Below are 16,613 nucleotides of genomic sequence, written 5' to 3'. Positions count from 1 at the left end.
TCTTTGCCGTTAAGCGAATGGGATCAAGCATTGGAAAACGGAGGTCGAAATGGCGCGGCGTTCTCGCAAAGAAGAGGAATGGGAAAATCACGAGCGCTGGTTGGTCTCTTATGCCGACTTCATCACGCTGCTTTTTGCCTTCTTTGTGGTCATGTACGCGATTTCCTCGGTCAACGAGGGCAAGTACAAAGTCTTGTCGGAAACCTTGGTTTCCGCCTTTTCCGGACATCCCACGTCTCCGATTCCTATCCAGCAGGAGCAGGCAAATCAGGCTATGGCAGCAACTGCTCCGGTACGGTTACCGCCACTCCCTGCAATTGCCAAACCCACTCCACTGCCCGCGCACGCCCGGAATAAAACGCCGCCCCCCACGGCAGCCCCCAGCGAGGCCGTTCGCCTGGATGATCTGCAAAAGGAGATGGAGGCCTTGCTTCAGCCCCTCATCAAGAGCGGCACGGTGATGATTCACCGCAGCGAGTTGGGCGTGGTCATCGATTTGAACGCTAAGATCCTCTTTCCTTCGGCGCAGGCCCATCTGACCCCAGCGGCAGAGCAGACCCTGACGCAAATCGCCCAGGTTCTGAAATCCGTTCCCTATCAAATTCAGGTCAACGGCTTCACCAACGACTTGCCCATCAATACCCAGCTCTATCCCAACAACTGGGCCCTCTCTGCGGCGCGTGCCGTGGCCGTGGTGGAAATCTTCAGCGCCCATGGCGTCGACCCGCGGCATCTGGTTGCCGCTGGCTATGGCAAGTATCATCCGGTAGCGCCAAACGACAGCGTCAAAGGATTGGCCATGAACCGTCGCGTGAGTATCGTTGTCGTAGCGCCACAGCATCCAGCCAAGGCTGGCATGGACCCCATCATGGCGGGTGCCATCGATCAGCGCGGCTAATAGAGGAGAGGGATATGACGCAGCAATCGTCAAAAAACCAGCAGGCAGTCGCCAAGACGCTGCGGTGGCTTTTCATTTTACTTTTGACTGTCGTCATTATTTTGGCGCTCTTTCTCTACCTGGGTACGACGCGGCATCCACGGGCCGTGGGCACCCATTCGGTATATCTGCAGCTGCCGACTACAGTGACCCCCACTAGCAGTAGTGCACCAGCTAGTCCTACCAGTGCGACCGCGAGCCCCACCTCTGCCGCACCGACCGCCACAGTGAGCGCCAAGAAAAAAAGCGCTGCTCCCGCCAAGCAGGCCTCTCTGGTGCTACCGGGAACCAACTGCGAGGTGGCCGGATGGTATGTGCAGCTGGGCGCCTTCGGCAAACTCTCGCAGGCGAGCAGCCTCGCGCAGGAGGTGCACAAGGCTGGTTTTCCGGTCTGTATTGGCAACCTTGCCAACAACAAACTGTATCGCGTTCTGGCCGGACAGCCTCAAAAGAGCCGCTTGGACGCCAGCCTGCAGGCGCAAAAACTGAAGTCCGCCAAGGTCGCGCCAGCCGACGGCTATCCGCAGTATTGGAGCACCCCCTCCCCATCCTGAGTCCCTCAAGTTTTCCCGCCGCCGTGCCGTAATTGTAGCTAGAGAGGGTATGGCGCAGGGCGGGAATGTCTTTTGCTTGCGCCTACTGAAATGCTTGAGTGATTCATTTCCGGAGGCGGAGCCAGCCCATGGGCATAGACGCAGTAGACAAAAACATCAGCATTCTCATTGTCGACGATTTTTCGACCATGCGGCGGATCGTTCGCAATCTCCTGCGCGAAATCGGTTTTAGCAACTTTGACGAGGCAGAGGACGGCGTGCAGGCGTTACAGAAGCTGCATAGTCGTCCCTTCGACTTCGTCGTTTCGGACTGGAACATGCCCAACATGCAAGGCATCGACCTACTCCGTGCCATCCGCGCAGATAACCAGTTGCGCCACCTCCCCGTCCTCATGGTCACCGCCGAGGCCAAACGCGAGAACATTCTTGAGGCCGCCCAGGCCGGGGTAAACGGCTACATCGTCAAGCCCTTCACCGCCGAAACCCTGCGCGAAAAACTCGATGCCATCTTCAAGCGGCTGCAGGCAGCCCAGGGAGCGAGCCAATGACGGGTCAGCCGGCAGAGCGTTCCCTGAATGAAATCGAGCTGCTGCTGCGCGAGGGGCTGCGGCGCATTGCCAACACCGCCGGAGAGGATCTCGCTGGTGCCAAGGATCCTCTGGAAGAGGCCCTGCGCCTGACGGAAGAGCAGACCATGGCCACCCTTGCTGCGGTGGAATTGGCGCAAGGCGCCCTCCAGCGCATTCGCAGTGCCCACCATACCTTCATCGACCCCGAACTGGGACAGATCGACCAGGCATTGCAGCGCATCGTCGCCAGCCAGCAGGGGCAGGACCTTGCCGGACAGCGGCTAAAAAAGGCCATCAACCTGCTGCGCGCAGTCGAAAATCGCATTGGCCAGACCCTAAGCGAGATGGGCATGGAAGAACAGTCCTCCGCTGCCAACGGGCCGGGCGTAAACAATCCGGACATCGATCAGGATGGCGTCGATGCCCTCCTCGCCGAACTGGGGATTTGATCATGGACATGGATATTCTCCAGGACTACCTCGCCGAGGCCCGCGAGCTTCTGGAAAAGGCCCAGGAAGAAATCCTCTGCCTGGAAGACCGACCGGAAGATGACGAGCTACTCGCCAGTCTTTTCCGTGCCTTTCATACCCTGAAAGGTGGCGCCGGTTTTCTGGAGGCACAGAATCTGGTCGACTGGACGCACCACCTGGAAGACCTGCTCGACAAACTGCGCAGCCACCAGCTTTGCGTCAGCAGTGACATGATCGATGCCATCCTGCGTGGATTGGACGTGATCGACGGCATGCTGCAAGAGCTCGCCCAAGGAGAAGAACCTGCTGCCGGCCCCGAGGATCTCGGGACCCGGATTCGCGACCTGGCCGCTGGGCTTGCCACGCCGCAAAGCAGCCCTCCTCCGGAATCGTCTCAGCAAAATCTGGCATCCGCCTCCGCGGAACCAGCCCCTTCCGGAACCCTCTATGTCGAGCAGCGCGTGGACGAGCAGGGAAAATCTGGCGTGTATGTTGCGCAACACGGTGAACATTGCGACACGCCGGAAGCCACTTCCGGGGATGAAATTTCAGAAGACGAATTCGAGGCCGTGCTGGATCAGCTCTACGGCACGCAGGCACCAGGGATGGACGCGCCCAAGTCCGCTGCAGACGAGATCTCCGAGAGCGAGTTTGAAGCCGCGCTCAACCAACTGTATGGACCCGGAGGAGCACCCGGCCTGCCTGCAGCAGAAACCCAGCAAAACAGTCCGGCAAGGCCAGCGGCCGGGATGCACGATCTGCCGACTCCAGAAGCGGGGTCGCCTAATCCATCTGCCGCTCCAGCCGCCGGCGATCCGCCCAAACCCAAGGCGGAGCCGCGCGCCGTGGCCAGTACCAGCAGTGAGATGGAGAATACCCTGCGCGTCGATGCCGCGCGCCTTGATGCGGTCATGAATCAGGTGGGCGAGCTCGTATTACTGCGCAACCGCCTCAGCTCCGCCATCAGCAGCCTGCTCGACGAAAATGAAGATCTCGGGCGCATCGCCCGGGAAATGGACCTCAGTGTAAATGATCTGCAGGCCAATGCCATGCGCCTACGCATGCAACCCTGTAAGCGCATCTTTCAACAATTGCCGCGGGTGGTGCGGGATGCATCTCGGCAACTCGGCAAGAACGTGCAGCTCGAAATCATCGGGGAAGAGGTCGAGATCGACAAGGCAGTGGTGGATGCCCTCTCCGGCCCCATGACCCACCTCATTCGCAACAGTCTCGATCATGGTATCGAAACACCGGAACAACGCCGCGCATCGCAGAAGCCGGAAGCTGCTACCATTCGCGTCGCCGCCATTCATCTGGGTGACCGGGTGCGCATCGAGGTGGCCGACGATGGCCGGGGAATCGACCGGCAGATGGTCGTACAGAAGGCTATCGAGAAGGGTGTAGTGAGCTCTCAACAAGCAGCGCGCCTATCCGAACAGGAAGCCCTGGAGCTGATCTTCCGTCCGGGCTTCTCCACCAAAGAGCAGGCCACCGAACTCTCGGGGCGCGGGGTGGGCATGGATGTCGTGAAAGAGACCGTGCACAAGCTGCGCGGCCAGCTCGATATCCGCACTAACCTGGGGGCAGGTACCACGATTTCCATGGAATTCCCGCTCACGCTGGCCATTCTGCCGGTTCTGTACCTACGGCTGCGACGGGAGATCTATGCGCTCCCGGTAAGCGCTATCGAAGGCCTGGTCGAGATCCAGGAAACCCGCATTCACCGCATGCAAGGTAGCAGCGTATATCGCGTCGACGACGGCGAAGTCACCCCGATGATCGATTTGGGCGAACTTTTGCACGCCCGCAAATTACGTCTGGGCCGCGAGCCGGTCGAAGGCATCCAGACCGAGCGCGGCCTGCTTCTCGTTTCCGAGGTCCTTGGCAACGAAGATTCCGTCGTCAAGCCCCTTGATTTTCTGGACAAAGAGAACTGGTATCAGGGAGCGACCATTTCCGGACGCGGGAACGTTGTCTTGATTCTGGAAGCCCAGACTTTGAGTCGTCATGGGATCGAACGGATGGGAGCAGCAAGATGACTCCAGAACAGCTCACACGCCAACAACAACGGGTCATGGAGGTCGTCAACGCCTCGTTTCGGGCACGGCAGGACATTGATCGCGCGTTACGCGAAATCGATCGCCGCGCCCTCAACGCCATGGTTCTCGTCAAAAAACATGGTAACGCCCTGGCAGGTTACGGAGTTGTAGCGCAGGCTTTCCGCGAACGCGCCGCACTGCTGCGCGAGTCGGCCTCCCATCTGCAGGAAAACATCGCTCCGCTGATCGAAGCGCAGATGCGCATCCTGCAGCAACAGCGCCTGCTCCAGAACTTCGCGCAAGTGGAGAATACTCATGGTACAAATCTGCGAGCCCAGTGTGCGGGGCTCCTGACTACCCGGAGGGCCTGGGACAAGTCCGTTGCTGCAGAGCAGGAAAATGCTCGCAGAATTCTTCGCCAACTGCTGGAGGAGGTTCGCATCCTGCAAGAGGGGGTGGAAGAACAGGAATATGTGGTGACGAGTGGCCGCATCGAGGCGGCCCTGGTCGAGGCGAGTGGCGTGCCGTTGATGCGGGTATCGCGCGACATGGGAGAAGCCGTACGGATCGTTGCGCGCGCCGTGCGCGATTATCGTCAGCAACTGGAGCGGTTACAAGATGAAAGCGACTAAAATCTTCGAGGCTAAGGATCATCGCTGGTGGATTCTGTACGACCAGCAGGAAAGTCGAGTCATTGATTCCAATGTCTACGTCATGGAATCCCAGGGCCAGTCCTTTGTTCTAGACCCTGGTGGTTTTGAGATTTTTCCTCAGGTTTTCGCTGCACTGGTGGAAGCCGTCCCTCCCGCCAGTATCCAGGGGGCCTTTGTTTCGCATCAGGACCCGGACATTGCCTCCAGCCTACCGCTGTGGCACGCCTGTAACCCCAAAATCCAATGGCACGTTCCGGCCCTATGGGAGGGTTTCATCCGCCACTACGGTGCCCTGGAGGCTCCGCTGCAGGACATTCCCGATGCCGGAGGTAACATCCTGGTTGGCGGACGACGGCTGGAGTTCATCCCCGCGCATTATCTGCACGCGTCTGCCAACTTTCACGTCTACGATCCGGAGGCCAAAGTGCTCTTTACCGGCGACGTCGGAGCGGCCCTGCTACCCCCGGGCCACAGTGCCTGGGTGGATCGCCGCGATGTTGACAGTAAATCTTTTGCTGCCCACATCGAGAAGGCGCGCTATTTTCACCAGCGCTGGATGCCCTCCAACCGTGCCAAGGACGACTGGATTGAGCGGGTGAGCAAACTGGAAATCGACTACCTCTGCCCGCAACACGGCGCCATCTATAGTGGTCCTCAAGTACAACGGTTTCTGGACTGGTTTGCCGCTCTCCCCGTGGGCAGCGGCGTAATGACGAGCTGAGGGGGCGGATATGCAATTGTCAGAGTTAAAGCAGGTTGCACACGCCTTGCTCGCCCCCTTGGCGAGTCTGGAGATGCTCTGTGAAGCCGACGAGGCCATGGAAAACCGGATCTTCTACATGAATGAAACCGCCCGGCAGGTCATGGATCGGTACGCCAGCAAACTGCAAGGAGAGCTGCGGGGCGCGGATGTCAGGAAGGCACAGGATCACTCCATCCACCAGTTTCATCACGATCCAGAACGGGTGCGGGCGATCTTTCGACGACTTGCCGACGGCGGTCTTCAGGAGCACCACACGGTACTCGACCTGGGTGAAATCAGTTTCATTCTACGGTTTAGTGCCGTACGCGACGAAACTGGTCGCACCTTGGCCTTCCATGCCTCGTGGATGGATAACAGTTCTGTGCGCAGGGAACAAATCGAGCGTAGTGGCATCGTCAGCAATGCCATCACCAGCGCCATCAAGCTCAACGAACTCACGCAAAGCGCAAGGGAGGCAATGGGCAGTACCAGCCAAAATCTGAATCTGCTGCGCGCCAGCATTCACAACAATCAAGAAGGTGTGACTGCGCTCGCACAACAAATCAATGGGATTGGCCGGATTGCCCAGACCATTCGCGAAATTGCCTACCAGACCAATCTGCTGGCCCTCAACGCCGCCATTGAAGCAGCACGCGCCGGCGAACACGGACGCGGCTTCGCCGTGGTCGCCGACGAAGTCCGCAACCTCTCCCGGCGAGTGCAGGAAGCCACCGAAGAGGTCCAGACTAACGTCACCACTATCTCCCAATCGGCACAGTCCCTGAGCAAGGTAGCGGAGCAGAATCAGGCGCAGGTCGGTGACGCGGCGGCGGTGACCGCACATCTGCAGGAACAGGTTGGCAACCTCAGTTGGTTGGCCGCTGCTGCCAGCATTGATACCGCCCGACAAAGCCATCAGGATCGCTTCCGGGAAGTTGCAGACGAAATTTCCCTGGGTTCCAACCGCCTGACGCTTGCCGATCTCAAGGATGAACACAGCTGTTCCCTGGGGAATTGGATGGCGATGTTGGGCGACAAGCTTCTGAAGAATCACCCTGAATATACGGCATTGAAGGCACCGCATCAGAGATTTCACCAGAGTCTGCGTGCAGCATTGGAAGCCAGAGACCGGCAGCAGAAGGATGAGGCAGAGAAACAGGTGGAACAGGCCCGACAGGCAAAGGATGAAGTGCTGCAACATCTCGAGCGGCTGAGCCGTGAACTACATCATCGGATCAAGGAGTAAGAAATGGCAAGCGTCTTGCGGGAAGTCGAGGAACGCGCCCAACTCGCGGGTACCAACAAATTCGAACTGCTCGTTTTTCGCCTCGGAGCCGACGCTACTCTAGGCAGTCAGGAGCTCTTCGGCATCAATGTTTTCAAGGTACGTGAGGCCTTGGTCATGCCGAAGATCACCCCCATGCCGGGGGCGCCAGAACATGTCCTGGGAGTCGCGAATATCCGCGGGCAGATTCTCCCCGTCATTGATCTGCCCAGTGTGGTAGGTTGCCAGGCGAGCGGACTGAACATCCTGTTGGTCACTGAATATGAACGCTCCGTGCAAGGGTTCGCCGTGGAGGACGTCGAGGAAATCGTACGCCTCGACTGGAGCCGAGTACTTTCCGCCGAAGGCGCAGCCGTAGGCGGGCTGGTCACCAGTCTCGCCCGACTCGACGAAGATGAGGAAAAGGCCCGGCTGGCATTAGTGCTCGACGTCGAACATATCCTGCGTCAGGTATTGCCCTCCCGCTTCAAGAGCGGCGATGAGCTCGGCCAACAGCACCACGTGGAAATCCCCCCCGGCTCGGTCATTCTATATGCAGATGATTCCGCAGTGGCCCGCAATCAAATCGAAAAGACCCTGCACAGCCTGGGGCTCCCCTTTATCAGCACCAAAACGGGTAAGGAGGCATGGGAGCGTCTGCAACAGCTGGCCAAGGACGCGCGCGCCGAGGGCCGCAACATCACCGACAGGGTCGCGATGGTCCTCACTGACCTGGAAATGCCAGAGATGGATGGCTTCACCCTGACGCGCCGCATCAAAGAGAACGAAAACCTGCGCGCGCTACCAGTGATCATTCACTCATCGCTCTCGGGCAGTGCCAACGAGGCCCATGCAAGGAGCGTTGATGCCGACGGCTATGTCGCCAAATTTCTGCCCGACGATCTGGCGCGCTCCATCGCTAATGTCATCCATCGCCGGTAACACGAGGCCAGAACCATGATAAACAAGCCAGACTCTCTCGCTTCCCTGCTTGATGCCTGCCTCGATGGTGATCCCGAAACCATCCGCTTATTGCGCGAGGATGAGGAATTCCAGAGTTCGATAACGCCGATCTGCGAGCAACAGCGGCAACGACTGCAACAATATTGCCAGGTGCTCGATCAGCAGACGCTGGCTTATCAGGGAACAAACAACATCCACCTTCTCGGGCTCGGGTTTCACGACAGCCTGCAACGCGCCGAGCTCGACAGCCAGTCTCTGCTCGATCAGGCAGAGGCGGTCATTCGCGCGGTCAAGGATTCTGCGGCTGCGGTAGCGGCCAACCAAGACCTCGCCGAACACACCCTGCGCGATGTGCAGTTGGGGAATCAGCGTCTCTCCGAGCTCATCGGTGAAATGGATCTCGTCGAGCAGGCGGTGAATGGCATGGGCAAAACGGTCCAGGCCTTTCTAGAGCAGACCCGGACTATTACTACCCTGGCGGTGAAGGTACAGGAGATTGCCAAACAAACCAACCTGCTGGCGCTTAACGCAGCGATCGAGGCCGCACGCGCTGGCGAACATGGGCGGGGCTTCGCCGTCGTGGCAGACGAAGTCAAAAAGCTGGCACAGAGCTCCTCCCGGGCCGCGAGCGACATCCGTAATGCCGCCACCAGCATCAATGAGGGCGCTGCCGAAGTCGAGAATCGAGTGTCCGCAAGCATCCAGCACCTGCGTCGTGGCGGCGATTCTCTCGAGACGGTTGCCGAGGTGTTGGGTATGGCCAATCATTCCGCCCAGAAGACCCAGGACAATATACAGAACATCATTGCCGGCAGCGCCCAGGAAATCGCCGCCGCCGAGGCTATGGGTGTGCACATGCAAACACTGGGTGGATCGATGCAAGAATTTGATGGCAGTTTCCGGGAAATTCGCGATTGCCTCGGAAAGGTACAAAATGACCTCGAGCAGGCCGCCGAAAAGGCCATGCTGGGCACTATACCTGTTGCTGTGCGCCTCAGCATTGCCAAGAGTGACCATGTACGCTGGGTGGGAAAGGTCCTCGAAGCCATCAGCACCGGTGATACCCGCCTCGGGGCAGACGAGCTCAAGGACGAGCACGCCTGTCGGCTAGGGAGGTGGATGGACGGCCTGAACGATGTCACCGTGACCCAGAGCACCGAATTCGCCGCCCTGCAGCAGGTGCACCCGCAGGTACACAAGCTGGGATTACGCCTGGTCCAATCCGTACGGGACAACGACACTGCCGCAATTGGCAAGGGCGCAGAACAACTCAAAAGCCTGAGTCAAATGGTACAGGCGCAGCTCGATAAGTTGCGCGACAAGGTTCTGGCCGCGAGTGCGGGGGTCTCTGGGGAGTAAGTTCGGGTGGCAAAACAGGAGCCGGTGGCAAACGAAGAGGCAGAAGTCGCCGCTGCCCCAGTACCGCTTTGGCCAAAATTCCGCCTTTGGGCTATTGCCCTCGCTGCCGCCATTGCCGCCGCCAGTGGTACCTTGCTGCTTCCCCCGGCAATTTCTTCCGCAGCACCATTTTGGGCTCCCTACCTCCTCGACGTCCTGCGCTTTCTGGTCCTTTGGTATATCGCTCGTGTAGTCGTTCGCAGCCTGTTTTTCCTGGCGGAATGGCTGCTCGAGGCGCTGCTGCCCACCCGTCCATTCCGCTCGTCCAGCGACTGACGCGCAGCAAGTGGTCGGTCAATGTCGCGCCGTCCACCAATCGCGCCCCAGACCAAAAATCGTGACTGCCGCGGCCAGCAGCAGCAAGTCGGCAATCCAGCGCCAGCGCACCCAGTTACAAATGGCGGCCAAATGGAGCAGGGTATCCACGCCGACAGTCGATCCATGCAAGGCTAGCTGCGCCTTGGCGTTGGTCTCGAATACCACCCCCAGATAGCGCATCACCATTAAAAACAACGCGATGGCAAAGAGGCCTAGGCCGGTATAGATCCAGGAAGAGCGACGGCGCCAACGCATCGACTAGACAGATTTCCAGGAATGGAGCCGCTGCATCGCCGCCGCCAGCAGCGCATCCGCACGCTCGGCCGTCGCCGCCTCCACATAGCAGCGCAACTCGGGGGCATTACCCGAAGGGCGCAAATGGAGAATTTCATCGGCTTCACTCTGTGCCCGAATCCCGTCCGTCAGATCCATTGCCGTGCCAACAAAACCCAAGCCCGAGAAATCTTCATTGAAGGCCGCCAGATTGCCGCTCCCCTCCTGATAGTGGGCCAATAGCTCGCGGCTACGCTCCGTGGGGAAATTCTGCACCCGATCACTGCTGGTATAGCGCTGTGGCAGTTCCTGCAGAAGGCTGGAGAGCGGCGCACCCGCTTGCGCTGCAGCGATCAGGGCGGCGAGCATGGGCAAGATGGCATCCCGGGTGGGCAGGGGTTCAAGCCTGCGGCCCTCTGCGTCCAGGGTCGAAGCAAGCAGAAACCCACCATTCGCCTCATAGCCAACTACTCGTGCACAGCCCTCGGCCAACAACTGCTCCATACCCGAGATTACGTAAGGGGAACCGATGCGGGTGCGTAAAGTCCGCCGGAATTTTCCACTGCGCTCGAGTCCGGTATTGCTCGAAATGGGTGTCACCACCCCGTCGGCCCCCAACAACGCCGCACAAATTTGCCCCAGTTGATCGCCGCGCCACCAGGTCCCAGTCTCGTCCGCCAGCATCGGCCGATCGGCATCGCCATCGGTGCTGAGTAACGCCTGCAGGCCATGCTCCGCCACCCAGCGCTCGGCCAGAACACGATCTTCCGGGCGCAGTGCCTCGGTATCCATCGGCACAAATTCTTCGGAGCGCGCCAACAGCACCATATCTGCACCCAGGGCCTGTAAAAGTTCCGGCAACAGATCCCGCGCCACCCCCGAGTGTTGATAGACACCAACACGCCAGCCTAGAAGCGGCTGGCCCACAAAAAAATCGAGGTAGCGACGGCGATATTGTGTCAACCCAAACTCTTCGACACCGGGCAACTGCGGCCGTTGGCGCAGCGCCCCCGTAGGCGTGAATTTCTCCGGGTCGGGAGAAGGTAAAGCCTGCAGGATCCCGGCCTCATCGCTTTTGCTGAGCTCGGCTTTTGGCCGATTGAACTTGATACCGTTACGGTCGAAGGGGATATGGCTGCCAGTCACCATGAGCGACGGCACCCCCGCCTGAAAACCAGCAAAGGCCAGGGCTGGGGAAGGGATACGCCCGAGATAGCGCGGCGTTCCGCCAGCCACCAATACACCCTGCCAGGCCGCTTCCAGGATGGCGCTGGTACTGGGGCGCAAATCTCCAGCCAAATACACCTCTCCACCCGGCGCGAACTCTCCCAGCGTCTGCAGATAGCGCAAGAATGCCGACACATGCCCGACCACCACTGCGTCGGTCAGCTCCGTTACCAATCCCCGCAAACCACTCGTACCAAATGCTGCCATCGTTCTCTCCCTCGCTTCTCTGCCAAGCATATCATGCCGGGCCGATCCCGCACTCCGCCAAGCGGGTACAAGCGCTTGACAGCAAAGCATACCCATCCTACATTTCGCAACTCTGTTGCGCTGGTACGCATGCATGCCTGCCTTTTCTGTCTCGACTGATCCCGTTCTGGAAGTCTCCAACCTGTGCGTACGCCTCGGCGGCAGACAGGTGTTGCAGGACATCTCTTTTACCCTGAACAAGGGGAGCGTCTCCGCCCTGATTGGTGAGAATGGGGCGGGCAAAACCACCCTCTTGCGCAGCATCCTGGGCATTCAGCCCTGGCAGAAAGGAAGCATCCGGGTGCTGGGCAAGACCGTACGCGGACAACTTTCGCAGATTGGCTATGTTCCGCAAAAAATCGCTTTCGATCCGTACCTACCCCTGCGCACCCGAGATCTGGTGGCTCTGGGGCAAACCGGCCGTCACTGGTGGCAAGGGTCGGATACCGCGGCGGTGGCTGACGCGCTTGCCGCGGTACAAGCCGAGAGCTTTGCCGAACAACGGGTAGGGATGCTTTCCGGCGGGCAACAGCAGCGCGCCGTCATTGCCCATGCCCTCGCCCGTCGACCGCGCCTGCTGCTCCTCGATGAGCCTCTTGCCAACCTCGATTTCGCCAGTGCCAGCCGCCTGGTGGAGCTACTGGGTGTACTGGCCCGTAAACAGGGGATCAGCGTTCTAGTTACGGCGCACGATATGAACCCATTGCTGCCCATACTCGATCATCTCGTGTATCTGGTCGGCGGCCGGGCTGCGGCGGGCAACGTGGCCGAGGTCGTGCGCAGCGATGTATTGAACCGGCTCTATGGTTACCCAGTAGAAGTATTGCAGCATCGCGGACGCCTGCTGATCCTGCCCAAAAACCCGCAGCAGGGCCTGGAAATCCCCTGCCACGTCCACGAAGATCTGGATGAACATGACTGACCCCCTGCATCTGGCGAGCTTTCTGCACAATTCTGCGGTGCAGACTGCCCTTTGGATCGGTGCATTGGCGGCAATCCTGAACGGCAGCATGGGGATCTTTACCGTGCTGCGGCAGCATAGCTTTGCCGGTCACGCCCTGGGGGACGGTAGTAGTGCTGGCGGAGCGGTGGCAATCTTTCTTGGGAGTGCCGCCCTGTGGGGATTCCTCGGGATGGCCTGGTTGGCGGCTCTGGCCATGGGGGCATTAGGCCTGCGACGCGCCCGCGAACGCGATCTGGCTACCGGTGTGGTGCTCGGGGCGACGCTGGGAATTTCCGCACTCTTCCTCTACTTGGACGTGAGCAGCACGCAAGCCAGCGGCGCCACAGTGGAGGTCATGTTTGGGTCGATCTTTGCGTTGGATCCGCAACTGCTCTGGCCAACGATTATTCTGGTGGGAGTCGCCATTGCTTTGATCGTCCTGCTCTACCGCCCACTCTTGCTGATTGCTGCCAACCCCGATCTCGGACGTGCCGCAGGATTGCCCGTACGCCGCCTGGAACTGCTCTACCTGCTACTGCTCGGTACCGCGGCGGCCCTGTCGGCCCTCTCCATTGGCGTCATCCTCGCCACCGCGCTGCTGCTCGGCCCTGCGGCAAGTGCGTTGCGTCTGACCCGTAGGCCCTGGCAGAGCTTTCTCTACGCCCAGGGAATCGCCCTCACCGCCGTGCTGGGGGGCATCTACCTCGCGTTCATGAGCTATTATTGGTCGGGTGGTGCCAGCTGGCCGGTGAGCTTTTTCGTCGTACTCCTGATTCTCCTGCTGTACCTGGCCAGCGCAGCTCTGGCCTCCCGGCGACGGGCCAAACACTGATGTTTTCCAGTTTTCTCCTGCACACCTGGATTGCCGCCACCCTGCTGGCCATTGCCGCCGGCAGCCTCGGCTATTTCGTCGTTCTCCGGCGCAGCGCCTTTGCCGCCCATGCCCTGCCCCTGGCCGCCTTTCCCGGTGGTGCCTTGGCCAGCCTGCTGGGTTTTGCCCCCCTCTGGGGCCTGGGCGGTTTTGCTATTATCGGCGTCCTCTTTCTGCGCATTTTTTCTCGTTTGGGACGTCGCGACGTGGCGATGGGTCTGCTGCTGAGCAGCTTTCTGGCCCTGGGGGGACTGTTTTTGAGCCTGGGCCGGGAATATGCTGCGCGGGTCTACGGCCTGCTATTTGGCGAAGTGCTGGGCATCTCCTCTGCCAGTCTCCTGCCTCTGGCCCTGCTCGTCAGCGTCGTATTGCTGCTCCTCCTCTGGCAGTTTCCCATTTTGCTTCTGGAATCCACCCAACCTGAGCTCGCGAACGCGCACGCCATCTCCAGTGCACGTATAGAGTGGTTTTTTCTCCTTCTCCTGGCCCTGGTCAGCGCCGCCGCCGTGCCGGTGGTCGGCACCCTGCTGGTGTTTACCCTGTTGGTGAGTCCCGCCGCTGCCGCCCAACGGCTGTCTCGCCGTCCGTATCACGCCTGGGCGCTCGCCATCCTCTTTGCCGAGCTGCTGAGTTGGTCATCCATTGCCCTGTCCTACTGGTCCAACTGGCCATTGAGTTTTTTTGTTGGTATTCAGGGGGCGGCACTTTTCCTGTTCAGTCGCATCTTTGCCAGGAACTGAGCGGCTTCCCTCCTCGCTCGCGAGGTGGCATCATCTATGCCCATCGAGAGAAAGATCACGAACGCGCTATCGAGGGAAGTCATGAGCACAAGCGGCAGTAAACGACCCGATCGCTTCATCATCAGCGGTGCCCTGCATGGCGTCACTCCGGAAGCACGTAAGAAACTGGAAGAATTTGAAAAACTCGGGGGGCATATCGACTACCTGCCGGAAAAGGCCCTTGCCCTGATCCAGTATGATGGCCGTTGCGGTGCGGAACTGGAAGAACACATGGTGGCAGTATTGCAACAAGCCGGCGCGTCCTGTGAATCACATGGCGTCATCTGCCACGGGAAGGACCATTGCGAACCCCTCAACCTGCATGTCGGGCCGCTGGCGCAGGATCATCCCCGCCGCGGTGAGTCACTGAGCAAACACCTCGGACGCTGGCTGCACCTCAAACAAAAGTAAGCCCGATGCACCTGCGTCACTGGCTCGGGGCTGGACTGCTATTCATCTCCGGTCTCGCTCATGCTGCCCTCACCCCGCAGCAAGAGCAGTTGCTGCAAAATGCCGCCGATGCCTTCGCCCAGGGCAACTATCGTCCCGCGGCGGCCGCGCTTCCCCAGCTTGCCAATACCTACATGGGCCCCTGGGTAGCCTACTGGTCCCTGCAGCCACGACTGAGCACGCTGCAAGCAACACAATTTCAGTCCTTCGCCAATGAGTTCCCGCATGGGTCCGCTTATCTGCTGCTACGCCGACAATGGCTACTGGAGTTGGGACAGCGCCACGACTGGCAGAACTTTGCCGAGGTCTATCGGGCCGGCCCCGCGCCGAAAAACCTCAGCGTCCGTTGTTATGCGGCGCACAACCCACTGCTACAGATTGGCAATCCAGCCACGCTATGGGATGCGGCAACAGCGAGCAATGGCGCCTGCAACCGAATGGCACGGACGGCCCTTGCCCAGGGACAAATTTCACAAACGCTGCTCTGGCATAAACTGGCGGAGATGATTCGTGGCGGGCATCTCCACAGTGCCGGGACTTTTGCCAGTTTTCTTCCTGGTACTGCGGCGTCGGCCTTGAACAAACTCCTGCAAAGCCCCAATACCTGGCTAGCAAGCCAGGGCAGCACTGCGTTAGAGAGCTACGGCGCGCACGACGGCGCCGAACTGCTGCATCTCGCTCTGCTCGCGATGCTACCAAACGATCCCGCGCTCGCGGTGGCCCAGAGTCAGACCCTGCCCGGTCTTTCCCCTGCGCAGCGTGCATCGGTGTGCTACAGCGCGGCGCTACAGGCTGCGGGTAAGTTCCAGACGAGCACTGCCAATGCCTGGTATCAGGCCGCACTAAGCGTCGACCCCAGCTTCCGGCCCAATGCGGAAACTCTCCATTGGATGGTGCGGTCAGCCCTGTTGCAGCAAAATTGGCCCTTGGTGCTTGCCGCCGTAGGGCGCTTGCCGGCAGATCAAGCACAACAAAGCCAATGGCAATTCTGGAAGGCGCTGGCATTACAAAAAACGGGAAAGAGCGCCTTGGCGCGACAGCTCTGGCAACAGATCGCTTCCCCCTTCGATGCCTATGGACAGCTGGCCAGTGCAGCCCTTGGCCAAAGTCTACGTCTCCCCGCGCGCAGCCAGAGCCCTGCGGAGCTGGTCGCTGACGCATTCTCCCAGCCAGCTGCTGCAGGTACGACAAACAACAGTCTGCGGCGCGCCCTGAAACTCTATCAGCTGGGGCTGTATTTCGATGCCCTGTGGGAATGGGGGCAGTACCTCGATACCCTCCCGGATGCCACTGCCATCAAAGCGGCAGACCGCCAGGCTGCACAAAATCAGGCCTGGCTGCTGGTCATCAATGCCAGCACGCGCATCGGCAACGATGCCGACTGGCAGCAAGGTTACGTGCTCCCCTATCGCCAGGACATCATCGCCAGCGCCAACCGTAATGGTCTTTCCCCCTCCTTCGTCGCCGGTGTGATCCGCCAGGAATCCGGATTTGCACCCGGTATCCGCTCTTCTGTGGGCGCCCAGGGGATCATGCAGGTCATGCCGGCCACCGCGGCCTGGGTGCAAAGCCGCTATCCGCAAAGCGCTGCCGCTGATCTGCAAACGGCGGCCGGCAACATCCAGATTGGCACCACCTACCTGGCCTACCTGCGTTCGCAGTTTGGCGATTCCCCCGTACTTCTCGCCGCTGCCTACAACGCCGGACCGGGCGCCGTGAATCGCTGGCTGCAAAAGATTACCCTCGGCGAGAGTCCTTGGGCAGGATTGATCTTTGCCGCCAATATTCCCTATCAACAGACCCGCGACTATGTCACGACCGTTTTGAGCAATGCCATCGTCTATCGCATGCTTCTTTCCGAAGCAGCGGCGTCCCCCCTGTCCTACTGGCAGCTGGCCAGATAGTGGTGCGAACTAC

At 59.9% G+C, this 16,613-nt stretch carries 18 protein-coding genes and 1 pseudogene; 17 read left to right on the top strand and 2 right to left on the bottom strand.

The window, feature by feature from the left end; translation table 11 throughout:
* Positions 1–49 precede the first annotated feature (49 nt).
* The 12 genes and pseudogenes from motD to ACQAYK_RS04525 all read left to right on the top strand — a co-directional run bounded on the left by motD (position 50) and on the right by ACQAYK_RS04525 (position 9,865).
* Complete coding sequence (motD, locus tag ACQAYK_RS04580; protein ID WP_483167960.1) at positions 50–898, top strand: flagellar motor protein MotD; 849 nt, start codon at positions 50–52, stop codon at positions 896–898.
* 14 nt (positions 899–912) lie between these two features.
* Positions 913–1,491, top strand: a complete 579-nt coding sequence (locus tag ACQAYK_RS04575; RefSeq protein ID WP_483167959.1) for an SPOR domain-containing protein — start codon at positions 913–915, stop codon at positions 1,489–1,491.
* Positions 1,492–1,619: 128 nt separating this feature from the next.
* Positions 1,620–2,039 carry a chemotaxis response regulator CheY gene (gene cheY, locus ACQAYK_RS04570; RefSeq protein ID WP_483167958.1) on the top strand — a complete coding sequence of 140 codons (420 nt, stop codon included), beginning with the start codon at positions 1,620–1,622 and terminating at the stop codon, positions 2,037–2,039.
* A complete protein-coding gene (locus ACQAYK_RS04565; RefSeq protein WP_483167957.1) occupies positions 2,036–2,509 on the top strand; it encodes a protein phosphatase CheZ in 474 nt (157 codons plus the stop codon). The genes cheY and ACQAYK_RS04565 overlap by 4 nt, the downstream gene beginning before the upstream one ends.
* 2 nt (positions 2,510–2,511) lie before the next feature.
* Positions 2,512–4,569: a chemotaxis protein CheA gene (locus ACQAYK_RS04560; protein WP_483167956.1), complete on the top strand. Its 2,058-nt coding sequence runs from the start codon at positions 2,512–2,514 to the stop codon at positions 4,567–4,569.
* Positions 4,566–5,201 carry a hypothetical protein gene (locus ACQAYK_RS04555; protein WP_483167955.1) on the top strand — a complete coding sequence of 212 codons (636 nt, stop codon included), beginning with the start codon at positions 4,566–4,568 and terminating at the stop codon, positions 5,199–5,201. The genes ACQAYK_RS04560 and ACQAYK_RS04555 overlap by 4 nt, the downstream gene beginning before the upstream one ends.
* Entirely contained in the window at positions 5,188–5,943 is a 756-nt protein-coding gene (locus ACQAYK_RS04550) for an oxygen-binding di-iron domain-containing protein (protein ID WP_483167954.1), read from the top strand. Before ACQAYK_RS04555 ends, ACQAYK_RS04550 begins: the two co-directional genes overlap by 14 nt.
* 10 nt (positions 5,944–5,953) lie before the next feature.
* A complete protein-coding gene (locus tag ACQAYK_RS04545; protein ID WP_483167953.1) occupies positions 5,954–7,210 on the top strand; it encodes a methyl-accepting chemotaxis protein in 1,257 nt (418 codons plus the stop codon).
* A gap of 3 nt (positions 7,211–7,213) precedes the next feature.
* Positions 7,214–8,170 carry a chemotaxis protein gene (locus tag ACQAYK_RS04540; protein WP_483167952.1) on the top strand — a complete coding sequence of 319 codons (957 nt, stop codon included), beginning with the start codon at positions 7,214–7,216 and terminating at the stop codon, positions 8,168–8,170.
* A gap of 15 nt (positions 8,171–8,185) precedes the next feature.
* A pseudogene (locus tag ACQAYK_RS04535) lies at positions 8,186–8,971 on the top strand (methyl-accepting chemotaxis protein); the annotation flags it as partial.
* Positions 8,948–9,550, top strand: coding sequence for a CZB domain-containing protein (locus tag ACQAYK_RS04530; protein ID WP_483168022.1), 603 nt, complete (start codon positions 8,948–8,950; stop codon positions 9,548–9,550). The pseudogene ACQAYK_RS04535 and the gene ACQAYK_RS04530, both read left to right, overlap by 24 nt.
* Before the next feature lie 6 nt (positions 9,551–9,556).
* The gene (locus tag ACQAYK_RS04525; RefSeq protein WP_483167951.1) at positions 9,557–9,865 is read left to right on the top strand and encodes a hypothetical protein; all 309 of its coding nucleotides are present in this window, start codon (positions 9,557–9,559) and stop codon (positions 9,863–9,865) included.
* Between the two features lie 18 nt (positions 9,866–9,883).
* On the opposite strand, the gene ACQAYK_RS04520 is transcribed toward ACQAYK_RS04525, so the two are convergent.
* Together ACQAYK_RS04520 and ACQAYK_RS04515 are read right to left on the bottom strand one after the other, a co-directional pair.
* The gene (locus ACQAYK_RS04520) at positions 9,884–10,162 is read right to left on the bottom strand and encodes a hypothetical protein (protein ID WP_483167950.1); all 279 of its coding nucleotides are present in this window, start codon (positions 10,160–10,162) and stop codon (positions 9,884–9,886) included.
* A 3-nt stretch (positions 10,163–10,165) separates the two neighbouring features.
* On the bottom strand, positions 10,166–11,614 hold the full coding sequence (locus ACQAYK_RS04515) for a phosphomannomutase (protein WP_483167949.1): 1,449 nt from the start codon (positions 11,612–11,614) through the stop codon (positions 10,166–10,168).
* 133 nt (positions 11,615–11,747) lie between these two features.
* On the opposite strand from ACQAYK_RS04515, the gene ACQAYK_RS04510 reads away from it, so the two are divergent.
* The 5 genes from ACQAYK_RS04510 (at position 11,748) to ACQAYK_RS04490 (ending at position 16,600) form a co-directional block, all read left to right on the top strand.
* On the top strand, positions 11,748–12,575 hold the full coding sequence (locus ACQAYK_RS04510) for a metal ABC transporter ATP-binding protein (protein ID WP_215872000.1): 828 nt from the start codon (positions 11,748–11,750) through the stop codon (positions 12,573–12,575).
* Positions 12,568–13,428 (top strand): metal ABC transporter permease, encoded by an 861-nt coding sequence (locus ACQAYK_RS04505; protein ID WP_255790167.1) that lies wholly within the window; start codon positions 12,568–12,570, stop codon positions 13,426–13,428. Before ACQAYK_RS04510 ends, ACQAYK_RS04505 begins: the two co-directional genes overlap by 8 nt.
* Positions 13,428–14,207, top strand: coding sequence for a metal ABC transporter permease (locus tag ACQAYK_RS04500; RefSeq protein WP_215872002.1), 780 nt, complete (start codon positions 13,428–13,430; stop codon positions 14,205–14,207). Before ACQAYK_RS04505 ends, ACQAYK_RS04500 begins: the two co-directional genes overlap by 1 nt.
* An 81-nt stretch (positions 14,208–14,288) precedes the next feature.
* Positions 14,289–14,657 (top strand): hypothetical protein, encoded by a 369-nt coding sequence (locus ACQAYK_RS04495; protein WP_215872003.1) that lies wholly within the window; start codon positions 14,289–14,291, stop codon positions 14,655–14,657.
* Between the two features lie 5 nt (positions 14,658–14,662).
* Positions 14,663–16,600 carry a lytic transglycosylase domain-containing protein gene (locus ACQAYK_RS04490; protein ID WP_215872004.1) on the top strand — a complete coding sequence of 646 codons (1,938 nt, stop codon included), beginning with the start codon at positions 14,663–14,665 and terminating at the stop codon, positions 16,598–16,600.
* Positions 16,601–16,613 lie beyond the last annotated feature (13 nt).

The organism is Acidithiobacillus sp. AC3, assembly GCF_050261095.1.
GTDB classification, from domain to species: domain Bacteria; phylum Pseudomonadota; class Gammaproteobacteria; order Acidithiobacillales; family Acidithiobacillaceae; genus Igneacidithiobacillus; species Igneacidithiobacillus copahuensis.
The sequence above is the reverse complement of the archived record's forward strand: the minus strand, read 5'-3'. Positions and strand labels throughout refer to the sequence as shown.